This window comes from Actinokineospora xionganensis, from assembly GCF_014323725.1.
GTDB classification, from domain to species: domain Bacteria; phylum Actinomycetota; class Actinomycetes; order Mycobacteriales; family Pseudonocardiaceae; genus Actinokineospora; species Actinokineospora xionganensis.
This window is the reverse complement of the sequence record NZ_JABVED010000006.1, coordinates 107760-131756: the sequence shown is the minus strand read 5'-3', so window position 1 is coordinate 131756 and position 23997 is coordinate 107760. Positions and strand designations below refer to the sequence as shown.

The following is a 23997-nucleotide window of genomic DNA, read 5'->3' as shown; positions in this document are numbered from 1 at the left end:
GTCGGGCTCGGAAGACTAGGCCGCTCCGCTCAGCAGCTTCGACCAGTGGGCGGCCGTCGGGTTCTCGGCCAGGTCGACGAACGGCACCTCGACGCCGTGTCGCTGCCAGCGGCTGGCCAGGCCCATCAGCTTGATCGAGTCGACGCCCAGCATGAGCAGGTTGTCCTCCGGTCCGACGCGGTCCACGTCGATGGCCAGCAGCTCCGCGACCGACGCGCGGATTCCGTCCACGGTCAGCTCGTCCGGGGTCGTCATGGCTTTCTCCTCATCGGTCAGCTGGTCGATCACGGTCTTGATCACCTGGCCGCGCAGCGGCTCCAGGTAGAAGTGGCCGCCGGGGAACACTTCCAGGCCGAACCCGGCGTCGGTCGCCTCGGCCCAGTCCGCCGCCTGCGCCACGGTCATCCGCGGGTCGTCCGCGCCCGCCAGCGCCAGGATCGGGATCGGCAGCGGCGCGGCGACGGCGGGACGGTACGTCTCGATCAGCCGGAAGTCGTTGCGGACCATGGGAAGCACGAGCTCGCGCAGCTCGGGCTGGTCGAGTACGGCGAGGCCCGACCCGCGCAGCGTCGCCAGTTCCGCGACGATCCCGTCGTCGTCACACAGGTACACCTCGGTCCGGGTGGCCCGCTGGTGCGAGGGTGACGGCCGGGCGGACACGAACAGCCGCTCCACAGGAGCCCCGCCGCCCAACAGCCTGCGGGTGACCTCGTATCCGACGGCCGCGCCCATGCTGTGCCCGAACAACGCCGTCGGCAGGTCGAGCGCGGGCGCCAGCGCGTCGGCGACCAAGTCGGCCAGCGTCTCCATGTCCGGCACGCACGGCTCGGTGAAGCGGTCCTCGCGGCCCGGGTACTGCACCGCCCACAGTTCGATGTCGGCGGGCAGGGTGTCCACCCACTGCCGGTAGAACCCCGCCGCGCCCGCCGCGTGCGGGAAGCAGACCAGCCGCCGGGTCGCGTACGGCCGCGGTCTGTAGCAGCGGACCCAGTCGCCGCGGAAGATCGTCATCGGCCCATCAGCTCCGCGGCGACTTCAGCCTCCGGCATCCGCGAGATCTCCAGGTACAGCTCGGCGACCTGTTCGATCCGGCCCGGCTGCTCCTGATCGACGACCATCGCGGCGGCGAGTTGGCGGACGGTCACGGTGGACAGCACCGACAGCAGGCCGAGACCCGGCGTGTCCAGCGCCTCGCGCAGTCGGGCGACGATCCGGGTGGCGAGCAGCGAATCCCCGCCCAGGGCGAAGAAGTCGTCGGTGACGCCGACCCGCTCGACCTCCAGTACCTCCGCCCACACCCCGGCGATGACCTCTTCGAGCGGACTCACGTCGCCATCGACCACGGGGTCCACCGGCTCCGCGTCAGCCGACGCGAGCGCGGCCCGGTCGACCTTCCCGTTGCGGGTCAGCGGGAACCGGTCGAGCACCGCCACCGTCGCGGGCACCATGTGCGCGGGCAGCCGCGCCGACAGCGCTCGGCGGATCTCCTCCACGTCGAGCGACTCGCCGACGACGTGCGCGGCGAGCGCCCGGTATCCGGGTCGGTCCGTGTGCGGCACGGCGGTGACGACGGCGTCGCGCACGCCGGGGACCGCGGCGAGCGCCGCCTCGATCTCGCCGAGTTCGATGCGCTGCCCGCGGATCTTCACCTGCGTGTCCTCGCGCCCGGCGAACTCGATCACCCCGTCCGGCAGCAGCCGCCCGCGGTCGCCGGTGCGGTAGAGCCGTTCCCCGTCGTGTTCCACAAAGGACTGCGAGGTGCGCTCGGGGTCGCCGAGGTAGCCGCGGGCGACACCGGGACCGGCGCAGTACAGCTCACCGGTCACGCCCGCGGGTCGAGCACGCCGCCACGGGTCGAGGACGTGGTAGCGCGTGTTCGCGATCGGCGCGCCATAAGGGACGCTGCGCCACGACTCGTCGAACTCCTCGACCGGGTACCAGATGTTCCATAGCGTCGTCTCGGTCGGTCCGCCCACCGACACCAGGCGCAGGCTCGACGTCACCTCGGCGGCCAGCCGCAGCGGAATCCAGTCGCCGCCAAGGAAAGCCAGCCGAAGCGACGACGGCGCCTGCCCCGTCTGCAGGAGCATCTCCATCATGGCGGGCACCGAGTTCCACACCGTGACACCGTGTTCGGCGATCAGGTCGGCCCAGTGCTCGGCGTCGCGGGCGCGCACCGCGTCCGGGATCACGATCGCGCCGCCCGCACCCAGGACGCCGAAGACGTCGAACGTCGACATGTCGTGGTGCAGGGCGGTCACGGCCAGGGCGCGGTCGCCCGGACCGATGCCGAACGTGTCGATGGTGTCGCGCAGGCAGTTGACCATGCCCGCGTGCTCGATCATCGCGCCCTTGGGCGTGCCGGTGGAGCCGGAGGTGAACAGCACGTAGGCGAGGTCCGACGGGGTCTGGACGGTGTCGAGCGGTGTGTCCGGCAGGTCGCTCGCGTCGTCGACGCACAGCACCTGTCGTGCCCCGACACTGTCCACAAGGGACTCGTAGAGCGCACTTCTGGTCAGCACGAGCGAGACACCGGCCGCGTCGAGCAGCGCGGCGATCCGTGCGGGCGGCAGCGCGGCGTCCACGGGCAGGTAGGGCGACCCGGCGAACAGCGAGCCGTAGGCCGCCACCACCTGTTCCCAGCCCTTGTCCAGCACGACCGCCACCGGGGTCTCGGCGCACGCGCCGTGCTCGCACAGCCAGTGGGCGACCTGCCAGGCGCGCGAGCACACGTCCCGGTAGGTCAGCGAGCCGCCGGAGGTGATCACGGCGACATCGTCGGGCCGCTGCTCGGCCTGGTCGAGGAAAAGCTGCTGCACCAACGTCTCGGGCACCGGGCGCTCCGCGCCGGAGAGCGGACCGGCGGACGCGAGCGCGAAGTCGGTGGCCGACCAGCTCTGCGGGTCGGTGGCCAGGCGTGACAGCAGCGCGCCGAACGCGGCGAAGGCGTCGGCGATCAGGTCGGCCGGGAAGATCTCGTCGACGCTGTCCCAGTTGTAGGTCATCGCGCCGGACGGGGACTCCTCGACCTGCACGTCGAGGTAGACCTGCGGGGTCTGCGAGATCGCGAACACCCGCTCGATCTGCCCGCCGAGCAGCGGAGCGGGCCCGGCGTCGAAGCCGAGCGTGCTGGTCAGCACCACGGGCATGGCCGCGCGGTGGACGCCGCCGCGGACCCGGCTCAGCTCGCGCAGCACCTGCACCCCGCTGACCTGCTGGTGCGCCAGATCGGTCCACAGCTGCCGCTGTACGGCCTTGGCCCGCTGGGTGAAGGGCGCCGAGCCGTCGTGGTCGACGGCCAGCAGCGAGAACGACGCGAACTCGCCGAGGATCTCGTTGGCCTGCGGGTGCAGCGCAAGCCGGTTCATCCGCGGCACATTGACGGTGAACCGCGGCTCCTCGGACCACACCGCGAGCACCTCGGCGAACGCGGCGAGCACGAGGGCGGTCGGGGTGAGCCCGGCCCGACCGGCCAGCGCCTTGAGGGCGCGCCACGGTTCGGCGTCGAGAGTGCCCGCCCGGCTGGTCCAGCGCGGGTGGGAGATGGTCGCGGGGTCGGTGCGGATCGGCAGCCTCGGCGACTCCGGCAGGTCCTCGACCCGGCCGCGCCAGTACTCCTCGGCGCGGCGGTAGGACTCGGTGTCCTTCAACGCCCGCTGGGTGTGCACGTAGTCGCGGAAGGTCAGGTCGAGCGGGTCGATCTTCAGGTCCGGGTCGGCGTAGAACCGGGTCAGGTCGGCGACGAGCAACTGCCAGCTCAGGTAGTCGAGGGTGAGCCCGTCGAAGCTGATGTGCGCCCGGGCGCGCTCGTCGGTGAGCCTGCTGACCACGACACCGAACAGTGGGTACCGGTCGGCGGGCCGCACCTCGTGCGACATCCGGTCGCGGATTTCCGTCAGCCGGGCGGAAACCTCGTCCGTGCCCAGGCCTCGCAGGTCGACGACCTCGGGCGCGAAGGGCGGTACGTCAGCGAGGATCACCTGTTGCTCGCTGTCGGGCAGCAGGACGGCGCGCAGCATGTCGTGCCGATCGACGATCCGCTGCCACGCGCGGGTGAACCGGTCCAGGTCGAGTTCGCCCTCGTACTCGTAGTACGCGTGGGTGGACACGTTGCCCAGCTCGAACTCACCGGTCCGGCCGACGAGGTAGGCGTGCTGCTGGTCGGTGACGGGGAACGGCTCGAACCGCGCGTTCGGCGCGGGCTCGACCGTCGGGAATGCGTCAAACACCTGCTGCTGCTCCGTTTTCCTGGGTGGACTCCTGGGCGGCGCCCTGAGCGACACTGCCGAGCATGAACTCGCCGACCGCGCCCTCGGTGAAGTAGTCCCGGCCGGTCGCCGCGGTGAACACCTCGGCGTGGCCGCCCCCGATCGCGCACGCGGCCAGGCCCATCGCCGTGGCCACGGAGTACATGACGTGGTAGAGCACACCGACGTCCTTGAGGATCGCCGCGTAGCCCATCGCCTCGTACTTCCACAGCAGCCTGCCGAAGCGGGCGGCGACGACGAAGACCAGCTGCGGGTCCTTGGCGCCGGTGGCCAGTTCGGCGGCCATGATCAGCGTCTTGGTCGCGTCGTTCTCCCCGCACACCGGCTGAAGCTGGTGGGTGTGCCCGTCGTAGTGGTACATCCCGGGCTCAAGGCCGTCGACGTACCGGACGACCGGGTAGATCTCCAGCTCGTGCAGCGCGCCGCCGGAGGGGTACGGGCGGTCGACGTGCTCGATGCCGTCGAGCAGGTGGGTGCCGCGCACTCGCGTGCAGCGGAACAGGAACTCGCCGAGCTGGTCGACGGTCAGCGGGTTGCCATGATCGTGCTCGCGGATCGAGCGTCGGTCTTCGAGCACGGTGGTAAGGCTGGGATCGTCGCGGCGCAGCGCTTCCAGGTCCGGCCGGAACAAGTCCATCGGTGTGCCGGGGTAGGGCTCGGGGCGCGCGGGCAGCGGCCGGAAAGTCCCGTCGGCCCATGCGGTCAGGCCCCAGGAGGCGTTGAAGCCGCCGGACTCGCCGAGCCTGCTGCGGTTGTGCAGCCACAGTTCGAACGGACTCCACTGGCGCAGGCGTAGCTCGGTTTCCTCCTCCGCGCCGTACGCCACGACCAGCCGGGCCCGCCACAGGTCGGCGATCAGCAGTTCGGTCGCCTCGGCGGGCAGGACCTCCGGCAGCGCCGAGAACCGCAGCGGCGTGGAAAGCGCGCCGATGACCGCCAGCACGGCCGGGTCGTGCACCCGCACGTCACACCAGGCGCGCGGCGACTCGAGGAGCAGTGCGGTGCCCTCGCGGTGGATCACCGCGAACCGGGACAGCACCAGCCCGGCGCCCTCTGGCAGCGGGCCCGGGTCCTCGCCGCGGCGCGCGGGGTAGAGCGCGTAGAGCGGACGCCCGTCGACCGACCGTTCGAGGGGCGTGTCCGCCAGTTCGGCGGTGTTCATTCGCCCATCGCCTCGATCAGGCTCTTGGGCCGCATGTCGGTCCAGTTCGCGCTGATGTGGTCCAGGCAGGCCTGCCGGGTGTCCGGGCCGAACGCGACCGTCCAGCCCGCGGGCACGTCGGCGAACTCCGGCCACAGCGAGTGCTGGCCCTCGTCGTTGACCAGCGCCAGGTACGTGCCGTCGGGGTTCTCGAACGGGTTGGTCACGGTTCGTTCCTTTCCATGATGGCGGCTAGCAGTTCGGGTGTCGGGTTGGCGAACAGGGCGGCGACCGGGACCGGCCTGCCGAATTCCTCGGTGACGCGGGTGCGGAGCGCGACGATCAGCAGCGAGTGCCCGCCGAGGGCGAAGAAGTCGTCGTCGACCGCCACGGACGGCACTTCGAGGACGTCGGCGAACAGGCCGCAGAGGATCTTCTCGGTGAGCGTGCGTGGTTCCCGGCCCACGGTCGTGGTGAGTTCCGGTGCGGGCAACGCCGCCCGGTCGACCTTGCCGTGCGGGGTCAGCGGCAAGGCGTCCAGGACCACGAACGCGGCAGGCACCATGTAATCCGGCAGCCGTTCGCCGAGGAACTCTCGCAGGCCAACCGGTCTGTCCACTGTGGATGGGAAAACGTGCGCGACGAGTCTGCCCGCCAGCTCGGTGACCACGGCCTGGGCCACCTGAGGATGCGCCGAGAGGGTCGCGGCGATCTCGCCCAGTTCGACCCGGAAGCCGCGCACTTTGACCTGCTCGTCGACCCGGCCCAGGTAGTCGATCTTCCCGTTCCCGGTCCACCGCACCAGGTCCCCGGTGCGGTACATCCGCGATCCGGCCGGGCCGAACGGGTCGGCGACGAACCGCTCTGCGGTGAGGCTCTCCCGGCGCAGGTAGCCCCGGGCCAGCCCCGCGCCGCCGAGGTACAGCTCACCGGCCACTCCCGGCGCGACCGGCCGCAGCGAGGCGTCGAGGACGTACGCGCTGGTGTTGGCGGTGGGCGTGCCGACCAGCGGGGTCTCGCTGTCCGCCGCACGTGCCGCGAGAGCGTCCACTGTGGTCTCGGTGGGGCCGTAGAGGTTGTAGCACTGGGTGTTCCGCAGCGTCCGCATCGTGCGCCAGAACGCCGGTGGAACAGCCTCGCCGCCGACACCGAGCGCCAGCAGCGGGCATTCGCCGTCGCCGATCAGGCCCGCGTCGGCGAGCGCGACGGCCAGCGACGGGCTGACCTCGATGAAGTCGAGCCTCTCGACGCGCACCTGCTCGGTGAGCAGCGCCGGGTCGCGCAGTGTCTCCTCGGTGACAAGGTGCAGGGCGTGCCCGTCGAGCAGCCACAGTTGCGGCTGCCAGGAGGCGTCGAACGCGAACGACCAGGTGTGCCCGACTCGCAGCGTCCGACCGCCCGCGGCGGCGACGGTGGGCTTGTACAGCGTCTCCCGGTGGCTGTGGAACAGGTTGACCACGCTGGCGTGCGTGACCACCACACCCTTGGGCACCCCGGTCGAGCCGGACGTGTAGATCACGTACGCCGGGTGCCGGGGTTGCAGGCCGACGTCGGGAGCCGTCTCCCGGAAGGCCTCGAAGGTCTGCTCGTCGAGCAGCATCCGAGGCATGTCCCCGAGTACGTCGGCGACGGCGGTCATGCTGATCACCAGGTGCGGGTCGGCGTCGGCGATCGTGGCCGTGATGCGCGCGGCCGGGTAGGCGGGGTCGATCGGCAGGTACGCGCCGCCCGCCTTGAGCACCGCGAGCATCGCCACCACGAACTCGGCGGTCCGCGGCAGCAGCAGCGCGACGATCCGCTCCGGCCCGACCCCCTGGGCGACAAGGGCGTTGGCGAGCCGGTTGGCCGCGGCGTCCAGCTCGGCGAAGGTCAGCTCGTTGCCTCCGCACACCAGCGCGCTGCCGTCGGGATCGTTGGCGACCGCGTCGGCGAACAGGCTCGGGAGGGTGGCCGCGGGTGGCACGTGCAGCGTGGTGTCGTTCCATGCCCGGAGCACCTGGTGGCGCTCGTCGTCGGTCAGCGGATCCACCGCGGCGACCCGGATCGACGGGTCCGTGAGCAGCCCGTCGAGGACTCGCACGAACCGGTCGAGGACCCGCTGCGTGCCCGCGCGGTCGAAACACTCCGGGTGGTACTCCAGGTGCAGGTCCAGTTCGGCGCCCGGCAGCACGGCCAGGGTCAGCGGGTAGTGCGTCGCGTCGATGCCCTCGGCGGCGGTGACCCGCAGGCCCGGCGCGGGCTCGATCCGGGTCTGCTCGTCGACCGGGAAGTTCTCGAACACCACCAGTGAGTCGAACAGCTGCCCGGAGCCCGCCGCGCGCTGGATGTCGGCCAGCCCGACGTGGTGGTGCGCCATGAGCGCGGCCTGCTCGTCGGCGACCCGACCGAGCAGCCCTTCGACGCTTTCGCTGGGCCGCAAGGCGATCCGCACGGGAACCGTGTTGATCATCAGGCCGACCATGGCCTCCGCGCCGGGCAGCTCGGCGGGCCTGCCGGACACGGTCTGGCCGAACACGACGTCGTCGCGCCCGGTGAGCTGGGCGAGCACCAGCCCCCAGGCCGCCTGCAGCACGGTGTTCTGTGTGACGCCGGTCGTCCGCGCCACCTCCGCGAGCCGTGCGGTCAGGGTGGCCGAGAGGCGGGTGCTGACCCGGGTCCGCTCGATGGAGCCGCCGCGCACGGTCTTGGCGACCAGGCGGGTCGGCTGCTGCAGTCCGGCGAGTGCCTGTCGCCACGCTTCGCGGCCCGCGTCGGCGTCCTGGGCGCTGAGCCACGCCAGGTAGTCGCGGTACGGCGCGGCGGCGGGCATCGGCCCACCCTGATAGAGCGCGAACAGGTCCTGGGCCAGCAACTGGGTGGACCAGCCGTCGAGCAGGACGTGGTGACAGGTGAACACGAGCCGGTGCCGCTCGGATCCCAGGCGCAGCACCAGGAACCGCAGCAGCGGCGGCGCGGTGACGTCGAAGCGGCGGTCGCGCTCCTCGGCGGCAAGCCGGTCGGACTCCGCCCGCTGCGCGCCAGGGTCGAGGTGCGAGAGGTCGATTTCTTGCCACGGCAGGTCCGCGGCGACCGGGATGACCTGCACCAGCTGACCGGCCTGACGGAAACCCGCACGCAGGGTGGGATGCCGGGTCAGCAGCCCCTCGGCCGCACCCCGCAACCTGTCCAGGTCGAGTGGGCCCGCCAGGTCGATGAGGTTCTGCACGGTGTAGATGTCGACGCCGTCGGACTCGCCCGCGGCCATCGAGTGGAACAGCAGGCCCGCCTGCAGCGGCGTCGCGGGCAGCACGTCCGCCGCCGGGCCGATCGCGTCGAGTTGCTCCTGGGTCAAGGAGACCAGCGGGACATCCGATGGGGCAGGCCCACCGGCTTCGGTGTGGACCAGCGCGTCGAGCGCGGCGATCCAGCCGTCGGCGAGGCCGGTCGCCTCGGCTTCGGTGAGCACGCCGGACGCCCAGGTCCAGTGCGCGAGTAGTTCCGGACCATCCGCGGTGTCGCGGACCGCCGCGTTGACCGCGAGCGCGTGCGACAGGGGCGCGGCGCCGACGGACGCGCCACCCAGCAGCGCACCTGTGTCGGCGGGCGCGAACGGGCCGGTCCCGGCGCCGCCGAGCCTGCCCAGGTAGTTGAACTCGACCTGCGGCTTGGCGAGGTCGGCCAGCGCCGGCGCGGTCCGCGGGTTGAGGTGGCGCAGCACGCCAAAGCTCAGGCCGTTGTGCGGTACCGCCCGCAGGGCTTCCTTGACCTGCCGGACAACCTGACCCGGGTCGCCCGCCGCGTCGAGCCGGACCGGGTACCGGCTGGTGAACCAGCCGACGGTCCGGGACAGGTCGACGGGCTCGCCGACGAACTCCTCCTCGCGGCCGTGCCCTTCGAGGTCGACCAGCAGCGACGACCGGCCGAGGCTGAGCGCGAGCGCGGCGAGCAGCAGTTCGGGAACCGAGGCGAGGTGGCGGTTCGCGGTCTCGCCGAGAAGCTCGACGGTGAGCCGTGTCGGCAGAGCACGGATGAGGAGACCGGCGGTGTCGAGGGTGTCGCGAGCCGGGTCGAGCGGCCGTGAACCGAGCGGCTCCTCGGGCTGCGCAAGCGTTTGCTGCCAGTGCGGCAGGTCGGCAGGCACGGCGGGCGCGCTCGCCTGGGTGTTGAGCAATTGCGCCCAGCGGCGGAACGACGTGGTCCGCCGCGGCTCGGCCGTGCCGTGCCCGCACGCGGCGGCCAGTTCGGGCACGAGGATTCGCCAGGACACCCCGTCGACGACGAGATGGTGGGCGAGGACGAGCAGCCTGCCGTCGAGCTCAGGTCCCCGGTCGAACCACACGAACCGGACCATCACGCCGTTCGCGGGCGCCAGCAGGGCAGCCTGCTCCGCCGCGACCTTCGCGACCAGCGCGTCCAGGTCCGACCCGGTGGCGTCCACCCGCGTCACCGCAGGCTTCACCCCGCGCGGCGGGACCTGCAGGGTCCACTGGCCGACGATGTCGCGGCGCAGCTTGGCGCGCAGCACGTCGTGTCGGTCGAGCAGCTCGCTCGCGGCGGTGGTCAGCGTGGACAGGGTCAGGTCGGCGGGCGTGTGCAGCGCGACCGACTGGTGCACCTGGTCGATCGAGCCGGGCATAGCGAGCAGCGCGTGCATGATCGGCGTCAGCGGGACCGCGCCGATGCCCGCGTCGGGGTCCTCGGAGCGCTGCGCGTCGGGGGCGTCGGCGGAGCGGGCGACCGCGGCCAGCGCGCGGGGCGTGCGCTGCCCGAAGACGTCGCGCGGCCGGATCAGCAGGCCCGCGGCCCGGGCCCGGCTGACCACCTGGATGGACAGGATGCTGTCGCCGCCGAGGGTGAAGAAGTTGTCGTCGACGCTCACAGTCCGAATGCCGAGGACGTCCGCGTAGACCTCGCACAGGACCCGCTCGGCGTCGGTGCTCGGCTCCTCGCGGGTGCCGTCCTCGGGATCGGGCAGCGCGGTGGTGTCGCGTTTCCCGTTGACGGTCAACGGAAGCGCGTCCAGCACAACGAACGCCGCTGGGACCAGGTAGTCGGGAAGCCGCTCCGCGAGGTACGCGCGTACCGCCTCGATGTCGATGACGCCGTTGGGAACCAGGTACCCGACCAGTCGGGGGCCGCGGGCGGCGACGGCCGACCGCGCGACGCTGGGGTGGGCGTCGAGCGCGGCCTCGACCTCGCCGGGCTCTATCCGGAACTCGCCGATCTTGAGCTGCTCGTCGGACCGGCCGACGTAGTCGAGCGCGCCGTTCTCCTGCCACCGCGCGAGGTCCCCGGTGCGGTACATCCGTTCCCCGGGTCGCCCGAACGGGTCGGCGACGAACCGCTGGGCGGTGTGTCCGGGCAGGTCGGCGTAGCCGCGGGCCAGCGGAGTCCCGGCCAGGTACAGCTCGCCCACCGTGCCCGGCGGGACCGGGCGCAGCCAGCTGTCGAGGACGTAGGCGCGGGTGTTCGTCAGCGGCCTGCCGACGATCGGGGTCTCGGCGTCGGCGAGCGCGCAGGCCAGAGTGTCCACGGTGCACTCGGTGGGTCCGTAGTAGTTGTAGGCGACCGTGTCCGGCGCGTCGCGGAGCTCGGTCCACAGCGCGGGTCCGACCGCCTCGCCGCCGAGCATGAGCACCCGGGGGCGGTGGCGGGTGTCGGTGAGCAGTCCCGCCGCGACGACTTCCTGGGCGAACGACGGGGTGAGGTCGAGCAAGTCGATCCGCTCGGCCGCGACGTAGTCGACGAGTGCGTGTGGGTCGCCGCGGGTGTCATCGTTGATCAGGTGCACCTCGTGGCCCGCGGCCAGTGCCAGCAGGCCTTCCCACGACGTGTCGAACGACAGGGCCGCGGTCAGCGCGACCCGCAGGCGTCCGCCCACTTCGCTTGCGTGCGGGGAGAACAGCCTGCGCACGTGGTCGCGGTGGAGATTAGCCAGCGACCGGTGCTCGACCACCACGCCGCGCGGGGCGCCGGTGGAACCGGAGGTGTAGAGCAGGTACGCCGGGTTCGCCGGGTCGAGGCCGAGCGGGGGAGCGGTGTCGGGGTACTGGTGCGCGCGGGTCAGCGTGAGTTCGTTCAGCACGAACGCCGGGCGGGTGCTGCCGAGCAGGAAGCTGATGCGCTCGGCGGGCAGGCCGGGCTCGATCGGCACGTACGCGCCGCCCGCCTTGAGCACCGCGAGCAGGGCGACGACGAGGTCGGCCGAGCGCGCCACCAGCAGGGCGACCAGCTTCTCCGGCCCGACACCGGCTTCCACCAGCAGGTTCGCCAGTTGGTTGGCCCGCCGGTCGACCTCGGCGAACGTCCAGCGGACCGGTCCGGCCACCAGCGCGGTCGCGGTGGGCGTGCGCTGCGCCTGCCTGGCGAAGATCTCCGGCAGCAGCGGGCCGGCTGTGTTGTCCGCTGTGTCGCCCACTGTGTTGTCTGCTGTGTCGTTCCACTCGTCCAGCAGCAGGCGCCGCTCGTTCGCGCCCAGCGCGTCGAGCCTGCTGACCGGCTGGTCCGGGTCGGCCAGGAGTGCGTCGACGAACCGCTCCAGCCGCCGGGCGAGGGCGTGGATGTCCGGTTCGGCGCACACGTCGGGGCGGTAGCCCAGGTCGAAGCGCAGCCGCTCGCCCGGCAGGACCGTCAGCGTGAGCGGGTAGTGCGTGGCGTCGCCGCCCGCGACGTCGACCAGCTTCAGGCCAGGTGCGGGCTCGAAGACGCCGTCGGCGTCGAACGGGTAGTTCTCGAAGATGGTGAGGGTGTCGAACAGGTCGCCCACACCGGCGAGCTTCTGGACGGCCGAGAGGCCCAAGTGCTGGTGTGCCAGCAGGTCCGCCTGCTCGCCCTGCACCCGCTTGAGCAGGTCGGCGAACGTCTCGTCCGGGCGCAGCCGCAGCCGCACGGGGACGGTGTTGATGAACAGGCCGATCATCGACTCGACGCCGGGCAGGTCGTGCGGGCGCCCGGAAACGGTGGTGCCGAAAACGAGGTCGTCGCGGCCGGTCAGGGTGTTGAGCAGCAACCCCCACGCCGTGGCGACGACCGTGTTCAGGGTCAGGCCCCGGGCGCGGGCGAACGCGGTCAGCTCGGCCGTGCGCTCCGCCGACAGCTCGACCTTGATCCTGCGTGGGGCGATCGCGATCGGTCCCGCGTGCGGCGCGACCCGCGTCGGGCCGTCGAGACCGGCCAACGCGGCGCGCCAGGCCGACTCGGCGGCGCCGCGGTCCTGACGGGCGATCCAGGCCAGGTAGTCCCGGTACGGGGTCGCCGCGGGCAGCGGGGTCTGGGCGTAGAGGGCGAACAGCTCGGAGACGAGCAGCGGCATGGACCAACCGTCGAGCACGATGTGGTGGTTGGTGATCACCAGCCGGTGCCGGTCCGGGGATTCGGCGAGCAGGGCGAAGCGGACCAGCTTCGGCTGCCCGAGGTCGAACGGCTCACCGCGCTCCTCGGCGGCCACGCGGGCGACGGCAGCCTCCCGCCCGGCCGCGCTCCCGGTCAGGTTCTCCTCGCGCCACACGGGTTCGGCCGCGTGCGGGATGAGGGCGACCGGGGTTCCGTTGGCCCGGTAGCGGAACGCCGCGCGCAGGTTCGGATGCCGCGTCAGCAGCGACCGAGCCGCCCCGCGTAGAGCCTTCCCGTCCAGGGCGCCGTCGAGCGTCAGGATCGTCTGCACGACGTAGACGTCCGACCCCGGCTCCTCCAGCTGGGACTGGACGAGCAGCCCTTCCTGCAGCGGGGACAGCGGCAGGATGTCCGCCAGGCCCGACTTTTTCGTGGTGCTCAAAGGAAGTCCGCCTCGAACTCGTCGATCTCGTCCTGGCTCAGCGAGACCAGGGTCAGGTCGGCTGGGGTGTGCCCGCCCGCGTCCGGCGCGTCCGCGTGGGCCGCCAGCGCTTCCAGGTAGCCGAACCAGCGCTCGGCGAAGCCGGCCACGACCGCCGCCGACAGCACCCCACTCGGCCACGACCAGGTGGCCCGCAGTACCGGACCGTCGGTTTGGTCGAGTGTGACCACGTTGAGCTCCACCGGGTACGCCACGCCGGCGCGGTCGTCGACGCCCGCGGGCAGCGGGCGCAGGTCGACGGCCCAGTCCGCGGTCGGCGCCTGCTCGGCGGTGAGCCTGCCGAGGTAGTTGAACAGCAGCTGCGGCCGGGGCAGTTCCGCGAGGTACGCGCCGGTGTCCGGGTTGAGGTAGCGCAGCCTGCCGAACCCGGCGGTGTCCTCGGGCAGCTCGGCGAGCCGCTGCTTGACCCGCTTGATCGCCTCGCCCGCGGCCCGCCCGCCGACGGCGGCGTCGGGCAGGTCGATCCCGGTCACGTCGAGCCGGGCCGGGTAGACGCTGGTGAACCAGCCGACCGTGCGCGACAGGTCGAGCCGGTCGTCGTCGCGGCCGTGGCCCTCCAGGTCGACCAGGAACTCGGTGTGTCCCAGTCGATCCGCGAGCGCGAGGCCGAGTCCGGTCAGCAGGACCTCGGTCACGCCGGTGTGGAACAGCTCCGGCAGCCGGGTCAGCAGGGCCGTGGTCGGCTCGCTCGCCAGACGCACGGTCAGTCGCTCCACTGTGGACGCGACGTCGACGGTCGGGTCGAGCGGCCGCTCGCCCAGGGGCGGTGTCGGACCGTCCAGGACCGCGGCCCAGGCCGCGAGATCCGTTGGCCGCGCCGCCTCCTCGTGGGCGTGCTCGGCCCAGCGTCGCACCGACGTGCGCACCTCGGGCAACGTGGCGCCGCGCCAGGCGTCGACGAGGTCCGGCCGCAGGACCCGCCAGGACACGCCGTCCACCACGAGGTGGTGGATGACCAGCAGAAGCCTGCCGTGCGGGCCACGGCCCGCGTCGAACCAGACCGCCTGGACCATGACACCCTCGGTCGGGCGCAGCCTGCCGATCGCCGCCGCGGTCTCCGTCTCGATCAGCGCGGCCGACGTGGCTTCGTCCATAGTGGACACGTCGTGCCGGGTCAGGATGTCCGCCGCGGCGACCGATCCGGGTGCGCCGATGTCGAGGGACCAGTCGGCGTCGAGCCGGGCCCGCAGCGCGTCGTGCCGGTCCAGCACCGCCTGCAGCGCCGCGCGGAGCCCGGCTTCGTCCAGGTCGCCAGGGGTGCGCAGCAGCAGCGACTGGCTGAACTTCCCGATCGGGCCACCACGCTCGCGAAGCCAGTGCGCCACCGGGCTCGCGGGCGCCTTGCCGACGCCGTACCCGGCGGGCTCGGTGTCGCGGTCGGCGCTCTCCACCACCGAGGCGGCCGCGGCCAGCGCGGCGGGACTCTGGTGGGCGAACACGTCGCGCGGGGTGATGCCCAGGCCCGCTGCCCGGGCCCGGCTGACCAGCTGGATCGACAGGATGCTGTCGCCGCCGAGGGCGAAGAACCCGTCGTGCGCGCCGACCTTGGGCAGGCCGAGCAGGTCGGCGAACAACTCGCAGAGCAACTGCTCACGCGGGGTCTCGGCCTCGTTGTTCCCGGCCCGGGCGGCGAAGTCGGGTGCGGGCAGCTTCGCCCGGTCGAGCTTGCCGCTGGGGCTGATCGGCAGCGCGTCGAGCGTGACGAACGCGGCGGGCACCATGTGCTCGGGCAGCAGCCGCGCCGCGTGCGCGCGTAGATCGGTCGCATCGCCCACGACATAGCCGACGAGCCGGTCGTCGCGCACCACGACAGCGGACTGGCTGATCGCCGGGTGGCCCAGCAGGGCCTGTTCGATCTCGCCGAGTTCGATGCGGAAGCCGCGCAGCTTGACCTGGCTGTCGACCCGGCCGAGGTACTCGACCGCGCCGTCGCGGTTCCAGCGGGCCAGGTCGCCCGTGCGGTACATCCGGGAGCCCGCCGGGCCGAACGGGTCCGGCACGAACCGTTGCGCGGTCAGGCCGGGCCTGCCGAGGTAGCCCCGGGCCAGCTGGACGCCGGTCAGGTACAGCTCGCCCGCGACCCCCGGTGCGACCGGACGCAGCCCGGAGTCGAGGATGCGTAGCCCGGTGTTCCAGACCGGGCGGCCGATGGGGACAGTCGCCGACGGTTCGGTGCACGCCCACGCGGTCACGTCGACCGCCGCTTCGGTAGGCCCGTAGAGATTGTGCAGGGTCGCCCCGGGCAGGACCTCCGCGCAGAGCGCCACCGCGTCGGCGGATAGCGCCTCGCCGCTGCAGACGACCCGGGTGACCGACGAGCACTCCGCGGCCTTCGGCTCGGTCAGGAAGGCGCGCAGCATCGTGGGGACGAAGTGGACGGTCGTGACGCCCTCGGACTGGATGAGCCCGGCGAGGTACTCGGGGTCCTTGTGGCCCTCGGGTGCGGCGACCACCAGCGTGGCCCCGGTCAGCAGCGGCCAGAAGAACTCCCACACCGAGACGTCGAAGCTCGACGGCGTCTTCTGCAGGACCCGGTCCGCCTCGGTGAGGTGGTAGGTGTCCTGCATCCACAGCAGCCGGTTGACGATGGCGGCGTGGGAGACCACGACCCCCTTCGGCCTGCCGGTGGAGCCGGAGGTGTAGATCACGTACGCGGCGCACTTCGGGTCCACCGCGACCGTGGGCGCGGTGTCCGGATAGGACTGGACCGCCGCGACGATGTCGCCGTCGTCGAGCACCACGGGGGCGTCGATCTCGGGCAGGACGTGCGCGAGGTCGGCGGTGGTGATCACGACGGCCGGGTCGGCGTCGTCGAGCATGTACGCGATCCGGTCGGCCGGGTAGTCCGGGTCGACCGGCAGGTACGCGCCACCGGCCTTGTGCACCGCGTAGAGCGCGACGATCAGCTCCACCGACCGGGGAACCGCGATCGCGACGACCCGCTCCGGGGTGACGCCGCGCTCGATCAGCAGGTGCGCCAGGCGGTTCGCCGCCGCGTCCACGTTCGCGTAGCTCACTCGCCTGCCCTCGAACACCACGGCCGTGGCGTCCGGGGTGCGCGCGGCCCGCGCCGCGAACAGCTCCGGCAGGGTCGTCGCGGGCACCGGGTGAGCGGTGTCGTTCCAGCCTCGCAGCACGGCGTGCCGCTCGGCGGCGGTCAGGAGGTCCGCGCCGCCGATGCGGGTCTCGGGGGCGCGCACCAACTCGGCGAGCAGCCGGACGTAGCGGTCGGCGATGCCCGCGGCGGTCTCCCGGTCGAACAGGTCGGTGCTGTACTCGACGAAACCTTCGATGGCCTCGCCGTCGAGCCCCTCGACGACCGTGACCGTCAGGTCCATCTTCGCGACACCGCTGTCGACCACGACCGGCCGCGCGTCGATCCCGGTGAGCTTCGGACTGGTCGCGGCGGCGTCGTTGTGCACCAGCATGACCTGGAACAGCGGGTGCCGGGCCTGCGAACGCCGCGGGCTGAGCAGCTCGACGAGCCGCTCGAACGGTAGGTCCGCGTGGTCGAACGCGGCGAGGTCCGCGGCCCGGACCCGGCCCAGCAGCTCGGTGAACGTCGGGTCGCCGGAGGTGTCGGCGCGCAGGACCAGGGTGTTGACGAAGAACCCGACCAGCTCGCGCAGCGCCTCGTCGGTGCGCCCGGCGACCGGGGTGCCGATCGGCAGGTCGGTGCCCGCGCCAAGGCGGGTCAGCAGGGCGGCGAGACCGGCGTGGAAGACCATGAACGGGCTGACCCCGGTCGCCTTGGCCAGTTCCCGCACCGCGCGGGCGGCGTCGGTGTCGAGCCGGAACCCGACCAGGTCGCCCGCGTGGGTCGCGACGGCCGGTCGCGGCCGGTCGGTGGGCAGTGCCAGCTCGGTCGGCGCGTCCGCGAGGGTCTCCGCCCAGAACGCGGTCTGCCGGGACTGCTCACTGTGCGGGTACTCGGCGTCGCCGAGCAGTTCGCGCTGCCAGACGGCGTAGTCGGTGTACTCGACCGGCAGGGGAGTCCACTGAGGACTCGCGCCTGCCAGTCGGGCGGCGTAAGCGGTGGACAGGTCCCGGGTCAGCACCTCGATCGAGGCACCGTCACCGGCGATGTGGTGCACCAGCAGCGCCAGCACGTGCTCGTCGGCATCGAGGGTGAACAGGCTGGCCCGCAGCGGGATCTCCGCGGCCAGGTCGAACGGACGGCGGGCCGCGGCGGTCAACAGCGCGTCCACAGTGGACTCGGTGGCGTCGGTGACCTCCAGAGCCGGTCGGACGTCGGTCAGCACCACGCGCTCGGCGTGGCCGCCGGACTCGCCGAACAGCGTTCGCAGCACCTCGTGCCGGTCGGCGACATCGGCCAGCGCCGACCGCAGCGCGCCGACGTCGAGCGTGCCGGACAGCCGGAACGCGGCGGCGATGTTGTAGGTGGGGGTGGGACCTTCGAGCTGGTGCAGGAACCACTGCCGCTGCTGGGCGAACGACAGCGGCGCGGCCTGACCCGCGTCCCGGGCGACCAGCGGCGGCCGGACGGCGACACCGGCCACCTCGGCGAGCTGGGCGACTGTCGGGGTCTCGAACAGCGCGCGCAGCGGCAACTCCATGCCCAGGGCGGCCCGAACCCGGCTGACGAGCTTCGTGGCGAGCAACGAATGGCCGCCGAGGGCGAAGAAGTCGTCGTCGATCCCGACCCGCTCGACCCCGAGCACGTCGGCGAACAGGTCGCACAGCACCTCTTCGCGCGGCGAGCGCGGGCCGCGACCGGCCGGTGCCGAATAGTCCGGCGCGGGCAGGACGCCGCGGTCGATCTTGCCGTTGGGCAGCAGCGGCAACGCGTCCAACACGACGAACGCGGCGGGCACCATGTAGTCCGGCAGCACGGCCGCGAGATGCCCGCGCAGGTGCGAGGCCTCCGGCGCTGAACCAGGTTCGGCCGACAGGTAGGCCACCAGCCGCTTGTCGCCGGGACGGTCCTCACGGGCGATGACCACGGCGGCGGCCACCTGCGGGTGGCCGACCAGCACGGCCGCGATCTCGCCGGGCTCGATGCGGAACCCGCGGATCTTGACCTGGTCGTCGGCGCGGCCGAGGAAGTCGATGCGGCCGTCCGGCGTCCAGCGGGCGAGGTCGCCCGTGCGGTACATGCGCGAACCCGGTGCACCGTACGGGTTCGCGACGAAGCGCTGCGAGGTCAACGCGCCTTGGCCGTGGTAGCCGCGAGCGACACCGCGGCCTGCCAGGTAGAGCTCACCGACGACGCCGACGGGCACCGGCCGCAGACCGGCGTCGAGCACGTAGCCGAACATCCCGGGATCGGGCCTGCCGATCGGCACCGACGCCGCCGCGGCGATCGCGTCGAGGTCGCACTCGCCGAGGGTGGCGTTGACCGTGGTCTCCGTCGGCCCGTAGCAGTTGACCATCCGCCTGCCCGGCGCCCAGCGGCGCACCAGTTCGGCGGAGACGGCCTCGGTGCCCACCAGCAGATGGATGCCGGTCGGCAGGTTGACGTCCTCGGGCAGCACGGACAGCACCGACGGCGGCAGGAACGTGTGCGTGACCTTGTGGTCGCGGATGTAGTCGGCCAGCGCGGGACCGGGCACGCGCCGGTCGGCGGGGAACACGACGAGCCGTCCGCCGGAGAGCAGACCGACGACGAGTTCCCAGAACGCCAGGTCGAAGCTGGGCGAGGAGAACATCGTCACCGCGTGCTCCGGGCCGAAGCCAAGCCGGTCGCGCTGGGTGGCGACCAGCTTGGCCACGCCCTCGTGTGGGACCACCACGCCCTTGGGGCGGCCCGTGGAGCCGGAGGTGTAGATGACGTACGCCGCGTTGTCCGGGCCGAGCGGGCATGGCCGGTCGGCGTCGGTCACCTCGCGCGCGTCGGAACCGCTGTCCGCTGTCACGCAAGGTAAGGCGGCCAGCTCGGGCAGCCGGGCGGCGACGTCGGCGGTCGTGACCGCGCAGACCGGGTGGGCGTCGGCGACCATGTAGGACAGCCGGTCCGCCGGGTAGTCCGGGTCGAGCGCCAGATACGCCGAGCCGGACTTGCCGACCGCGAGCAGCGCGATGATCAGGTCCAGCGACCGCGGCAGCGCGACCGCGACGATCCGCTCGGGCCCGGCGCCGTGCGCGAGCAGTTCGCGGGCCAGCCGGTTGGCGGCGGCGTCGAGTTCGGCGTAGCTCAGCGAGTCGTCCTCGAACTCGACGGCGGTCGCGTCGCTCCGCAGGCCGACCTGCTCGGCGAACAGCGCGGGCAGCGTGGACGGCGGACCGGACGGGCCGCCGTCGCCCCACTCGGACAGGATCGTGGCGCGCTCGTCGTCGGCCAGGATGTCGACCGCGCCGATGCGGCGGTCCGGGGTGGCGAGGACGCCGGTCAGCAGCCGGACCAGCCGCTCGCCAAGGGTGTGCGCGGTGGCCGGGTCGAACAGGTCGGCGCGGTACTCGATGCCCGCGGCCAGCCCGTCGACACCGTCGGTCTCGGTGACCACGACGGTCAGGTCGAACTTCGCGGTGCCGGTGGCGACCAGCTCGACCGACGTGCCGAGCCGGTCCATCGACGGTCCGGCCGCGGAGCGGCGCTGGTAGCCGAGGGCGACCTGAAACAGGGGATGCGCCGAGGTGGAGCGGGCCGGGTTGAGCAGCTCGACGAGGTGCTCGAAGGGGACGTCGGCGTGGTCGAACGCGGCCAGGTCGACCTCACGCACCCGGCGCAGCAACTCGGTGAAGGTCGGGTCGCCGCCGGTGTCGGTGCGCAGGACCACGGTGTTGACGAAGAACCCGACAGCGTCGCCGAGAGCCTCGTCCGGCCGGGCGGCGACCGGGGTGCCGATCGGGATGTCCGTGCCCGCGCCGAGACGGGTGAGCAGCGCGGCGAAAGCGGCCTGCAGCACCATGAACGTGGTGGTGCCGGTCCGCTGGGCCAACGCCCGCAGCTCGCGATGCAGCTCCGGCGGCAGATCGAAGGTGGCGAACCCGCCCGCGTTGCCCGCGACCGGCGGCCTGGGACGGTCGGTGGGCAGCGGAAGCTGCTGCGGCAACCCGGCGAGCGTCTTGGTCCAGTACGCGCCCTGGCGTGACAGGACGCTGTGCGGGTCGTCGGCCACGCCGAGCAGCTCGCGGTGCCAGAGCGTGTAATCGGCGTACTGCACGGGAAGCGGCTTCCACGCCGGGGCCTGGCCCGCGCGGCGCGCGTCGTACGCGGCGGCCAGATCGCGGGTCAGCGGGTCGACGGACCACTCGTCACCGGCCACGTGGTGGGCCAGCATCAGCAGGACGTGCTCGGTCGCGCCGAGGCTGAACAAGTGCGCCCGCAGCGGAAGTTCGGTGGTGAGGTCGAAACGGTGGCGGACGGTCTCCGCCAGGTCGTCGTCGATCCGCTCGGCATCGCTGTCCGACGTGCTCAGCGGGATCCGCGCCCGCTCGGCGGGGACGACCACCTGGCATGGCTCGCCATCCACTTCGGACAGCAGGGTGCGCAGGCTCTCGTGCCGGGTGACGACATCGCCGATCGCCGCGGTCAGGGCGTCGGTGTCCAACTCGCCGGTCAGCCGCAGCACCACGGGAAGGTTGTAGGTCGTCGCCGGGCCGTCCCACTGCTGCAGGAACCACAGGCGACGCTGCGCGTGCGACAGCGGGATCCGGTCGCGCTTGGCCGCGGGACGCAGCGGGATCCGCCGGGTGCCGCCGTCGCCGAGCCGCTCGGCGAGCCGGGCGACGGTCGGGTCGTCGAAGACCTGCTTGATCGCCACCGGCATGCCCAGGGTGGCTTCGATCCGCAGGGCGAGCTTGGTCACCAGGAGGGAATGACCGCCCAGGGCGAAGAAGTCGTCGTCGATGCCGACGGAGTCGACGCCGAGGATCTCGGCGAACAGCCCGCACAGCACCTCTTCGCGGGGTGTGCGCGGCGGGCGGCCCACCGCGGCGGTGGTCGGCTCGGGGGCGGGCAGCGCGGCCCGGTCGAGCTTTCCGTTGGGGGTGAACGGGAACTCGGTCAGGCTGACGAACGCCGAGGGGACCATGTAGTCCGGCAGCCGCGACCGCAGGTGCTCGCGCACCGCGTCGGCCGACACACCGTCTTCCGATGGAATGACGTATCCGACCAGCCGCTGCCCATCCGGATGCGCCACGACCACCGACCGCGCCACGCCGGGACACCCGGCCAGCACGGTCTCGATCTCGCCCAACTCGATCCGGAACCCGCGAACCTTGACCTGGTGGTCGCCGCGACCCAGGAAGTCCACTTCACCGGCGGCGGTCCACTTGGCGAGGTCGCCGGTCCGGTAGAGCCTGCTGCCGGGCGCGCCGAACGGGTTGGCCACGAAGCGTTCGGCCGTCAGGTCGGGCCTGCCGCGGTAGCCGCGGGCCAAGCCGTCGCCTGCGATGTAGAGATCGCCTGGGACACCCATCGGCACCGGTCGCAGGTGTGCGTCGAGGACGTACACCTGGGTGTTCGCGATCGGCGCTCCGATCACCGGCGCGCGGTCGCCGACCTTGGCCACGGTGGACCAGATCGTGGTCTCGGTCGGCCCATAGAGGTTGGTCACCTCGGATGCGACCCCACGCATCCGCGCGGCCAGATCCGTCGGCAGTGCTTCGCCGCCGACCAGCATCCGCAGGCCGCGCAGGGGCTTGCGGCTGGTGTCCACAAGGGACCGCCAGAGCGACGGGGTGGCCTGCATGACGGTGGCGCCGCTGGTGGTGATCAGGTCGCCGAGCACGCGCGGGTCGAGCACGGCCTCGCGCGGGGCGAGTTCCACGGCGCCGCCGCTGATCAGCGGTGCGTAGAGCTCCAGGGCGGCGATGTCGAACGACACCGTCGTCACCGCGAGCAGCCGCTGTCCCGGGCCGAACGCGAACCGGCCGGTCATGTCGAGCAGGAAGTTGGTCAGCGCGCCATGCGGCACGACGACGCCCTTGGGCTTGCCGGTGGAGCCGGAGGTGTAGATGACATACGCCGGGTTGTCCGCCCGGACGGTGACGCCGGGGTCGGAGTCGGGATGCGCGGCGGTGTCGCGGATGCCTGCGACATCGTCGAGCACCAGGGCGGGCTCGGCGTCGGTGAGCATCGCATCGATGCGGTGGCGCGGGAAGTCCGGGTCGATCGGCAGGTACGCGGCGCCGGACTTGAGCACGGCCAGCAGCGCGACGACCAGGTCGACCGAGCGGGGCAGGGCCACCGCGACGAACCGCTCCGGCCCGGCGCCCCGCGCGATCAGCTTGTGCGCCAGCCGGTTCGCCAGCGAGTTGAGTTCCCGATAGCTCAGGGACTCGCCGCCGCAGGACACCGCGGTCGCCTTCGGCGTGCGAGTGGTCTGCTCGGCGACCAACTCGGCGACGGTCTTGGCCGGGACGGTCACCGAGGTCGCGCGGGTGAGTAACCGCTCGGCTTCGGCCTCGGTGAGCAGCGGCAGCTCGGACACCGCGCGGTCGGGATCGTCTATCGCGGCGCGCAGCAGAGTCGCCAGGTGGCCCAGCAGTCGGTCCACAGTGGACTCGGTGAACAGCTCCGTGCGGTAGGTGACCTCCAGCACCGGCTCGTCGCCGAGGACGGCGGCCAGCGCCAGGTCGAACTGCGCGGTGCCGTTGAAGACCGGCCGCTCGCTGATCTCGACGCCCGGCAGCTCGAAGCCGCGCAGGATCGGGGTGCGTAGCGAGAACATGGTGTCGAACAACACCGACCGGCCTGGCGTGCGCGGCGGGTGCAGCCGCTCGACCAGGGTGTGGAACGGGAGTTCCTGGTGCGGGTACGCGTCCGTGCACGTCTCCCGGACGCGGCGGAGCAGTTCGCGGAAGGTCGGCTCGCCCGTGATGTCGGCGCGCAGCGCGATCATGTTGCCGAAGTTGCCGATCAGCCCCGCCAGTTCGGGCCGGTCCCGGTTGACCACGGGGGTCCCGACGCAGATGTCCTCGGCGCCGCTGTAGCGGTGCAGCACGGCGGTGTACGCGGCCAGCAGCAGCATGAAGGGTGTGACGCCCTCGCGGCCGCACACCGCGGGCAGCGCCTCGGCCAGGTCGGCGGGCAGTGCCCGGACCCGGCGGCCGCCGGACTCCGACCGCACGGCCGCGCGGGGGAAATCGGTGGGCAGGGCCGGCGGTTCTGGGGTCGGGTCGAGCCTGCCGCGCCAGTAGTCGAGCGCCTGGCCGTGGTCCCGCTTCTGCTCCCAGACGGAGTAGTCGGCGTAGGACAGACGCAGCTCGGCCTGGTTGGTGCTTTCGGTGTAGCGCTCGGCGACTTCCTGGAGCAACAGCATCCAACTGGAGTCGTCCCACGCGATGTGGTGAGCGACAAGCAGCAGGACGTGTTCCTGTGCGTCCATTCGGAGCAGTGACATCCACAGTGGCGGTTCGGCCGTGAGGTCGAACGCGCGCGATCCGATGCCGCGGGCGAGATCGTCGATCATGGACTCGCGCTCCTGTGCGGGGAACGCGCCGCAGTCCATCAGCGCGACCGGAACCGGCTGGTCGTGGACGGTCTGGACCGGAGCGCCGTCGGCGTCGACCCCGTAGGTCGTGCGCAGAACCTCGTGCCGGGCGATGGTCGCGGTCAGGGCTCGGTGGAACGCGGCGGTGTCGAGCGGGCCGCGCAGCCGGATGCCGACGCAGAGGTTGTTGGCCGCGCTATGCGGCTGCAGCTGCTGCATGAACCACATGCGCCGCTGCGCCGAGGACAGTGGCGCGGGCCCCGGCGTCGGTCGGGCGGTGATCGCCTCGGCTCGCCCGTCGGCGGAGAGTCCTTGTGCGGCAAGCCTTCGCCGCAGCAACTCCATTCGATGCGACGACCCTGCTTTCCCCGAAGCTGC

Annotated in this window: 6 protein-coding genes; all 6 read right to left on the bottom strand. The window is 72.4% G+C overall.

Annotation, left to right across the window (positions count from 1 at the left end; translation table 11 throughout):
- Positions 1-15: 15 nt before the first annotated feature.
- Genes GPZ80_RS12625 through GPZ80_RS12600 form a run of 6 tightly spaced genes read right to left on the bottom strand, consistent with a single transcriptional unit; the run spans position 16 to position 23964 of the window.
- Positions 16-1011, bottom strand: coding sequence for an alpha/beta fold hydrolase (locus GPZ80_RS12625; protein ID WP_187220521.1), 996 nt, complete (start codon positions 1009-1011; stop codon positions 16-18).
- The gene (locus tag GPZ80_RS12620) at positions 1008-4229 is read right to left on the bottom strand and encodes a non-ribosomal peptide synthetase (RefSeq protein WP_187220520.1); all 3222 of its coding nucleotides are present in this window, start codon (positions 4227-4229) and stop codon (positions 1008-1010) included. The genes GPZ80_RS12625 and GPZ80_RS12620 overlap by 4 nt, the downstream gene beginning before the upstream one ends.
- A complete protein-coding gene (locus GPZ80_RS12615; RefSeq protein WP_187220519.1) occupies positions 4222-5430 on the bottom strand; it encodes a SagB family peptide dehydrogenase in 1209 nt (402 codons plus the stop codon). The genes GPZ80_RS12620 and GPZ80_RS12615 overlap by 8 nt, the downstream gene beginning before the upstream one ends.
- Positions 5427-5636 (bottom strand): MbtH family protein, encoded by a 210-nt coding sequence (locus tag GPZ80_RS12610; RefSeq protein WP_091382967.1) that lies wholly within the window; start codon positions 5634-5636, stop codon positions 5427-5429. The genes GPZ80_RS12615 and GPZ80_RS12610 overlap by 4 nt, the downstream gene beginning before the upstream one ends.
- The gene (locus tag GPZ80_RS12605; RefSeq protein ID WP_187220518.1) at positions 5633-13162 is read right to left on the bottom strand and encodes a non-ribosomal peptide synthetase; all 7530 of its coding nucleotides are present in this window, start codon (positions 13160-13162) and stop codon (positions 5633-5635) included. Before GPZ80_RS12605 ends, GPZ80_RS12610 begins: the two co-directional genes overlap by 4 nt.
- Positions 13159-23964: a non-ribosomal peptide synthetase gene (locus GPZ80_RS12600; RefSeq protein ID WP_187220517.1), complete on the bottom strand. Its 10806-nt coding sequence runs from the start codon at positions 23962-23964 to the stop codon at positions 13159-13161. The genes GPZ80_RS12605 and GPZ80_RS12600 overlap by 4 nt, the downstream gene beginning before the upstream one ends.
- Positions 23965-23997 lie beyond the last annotated feature (33 nt).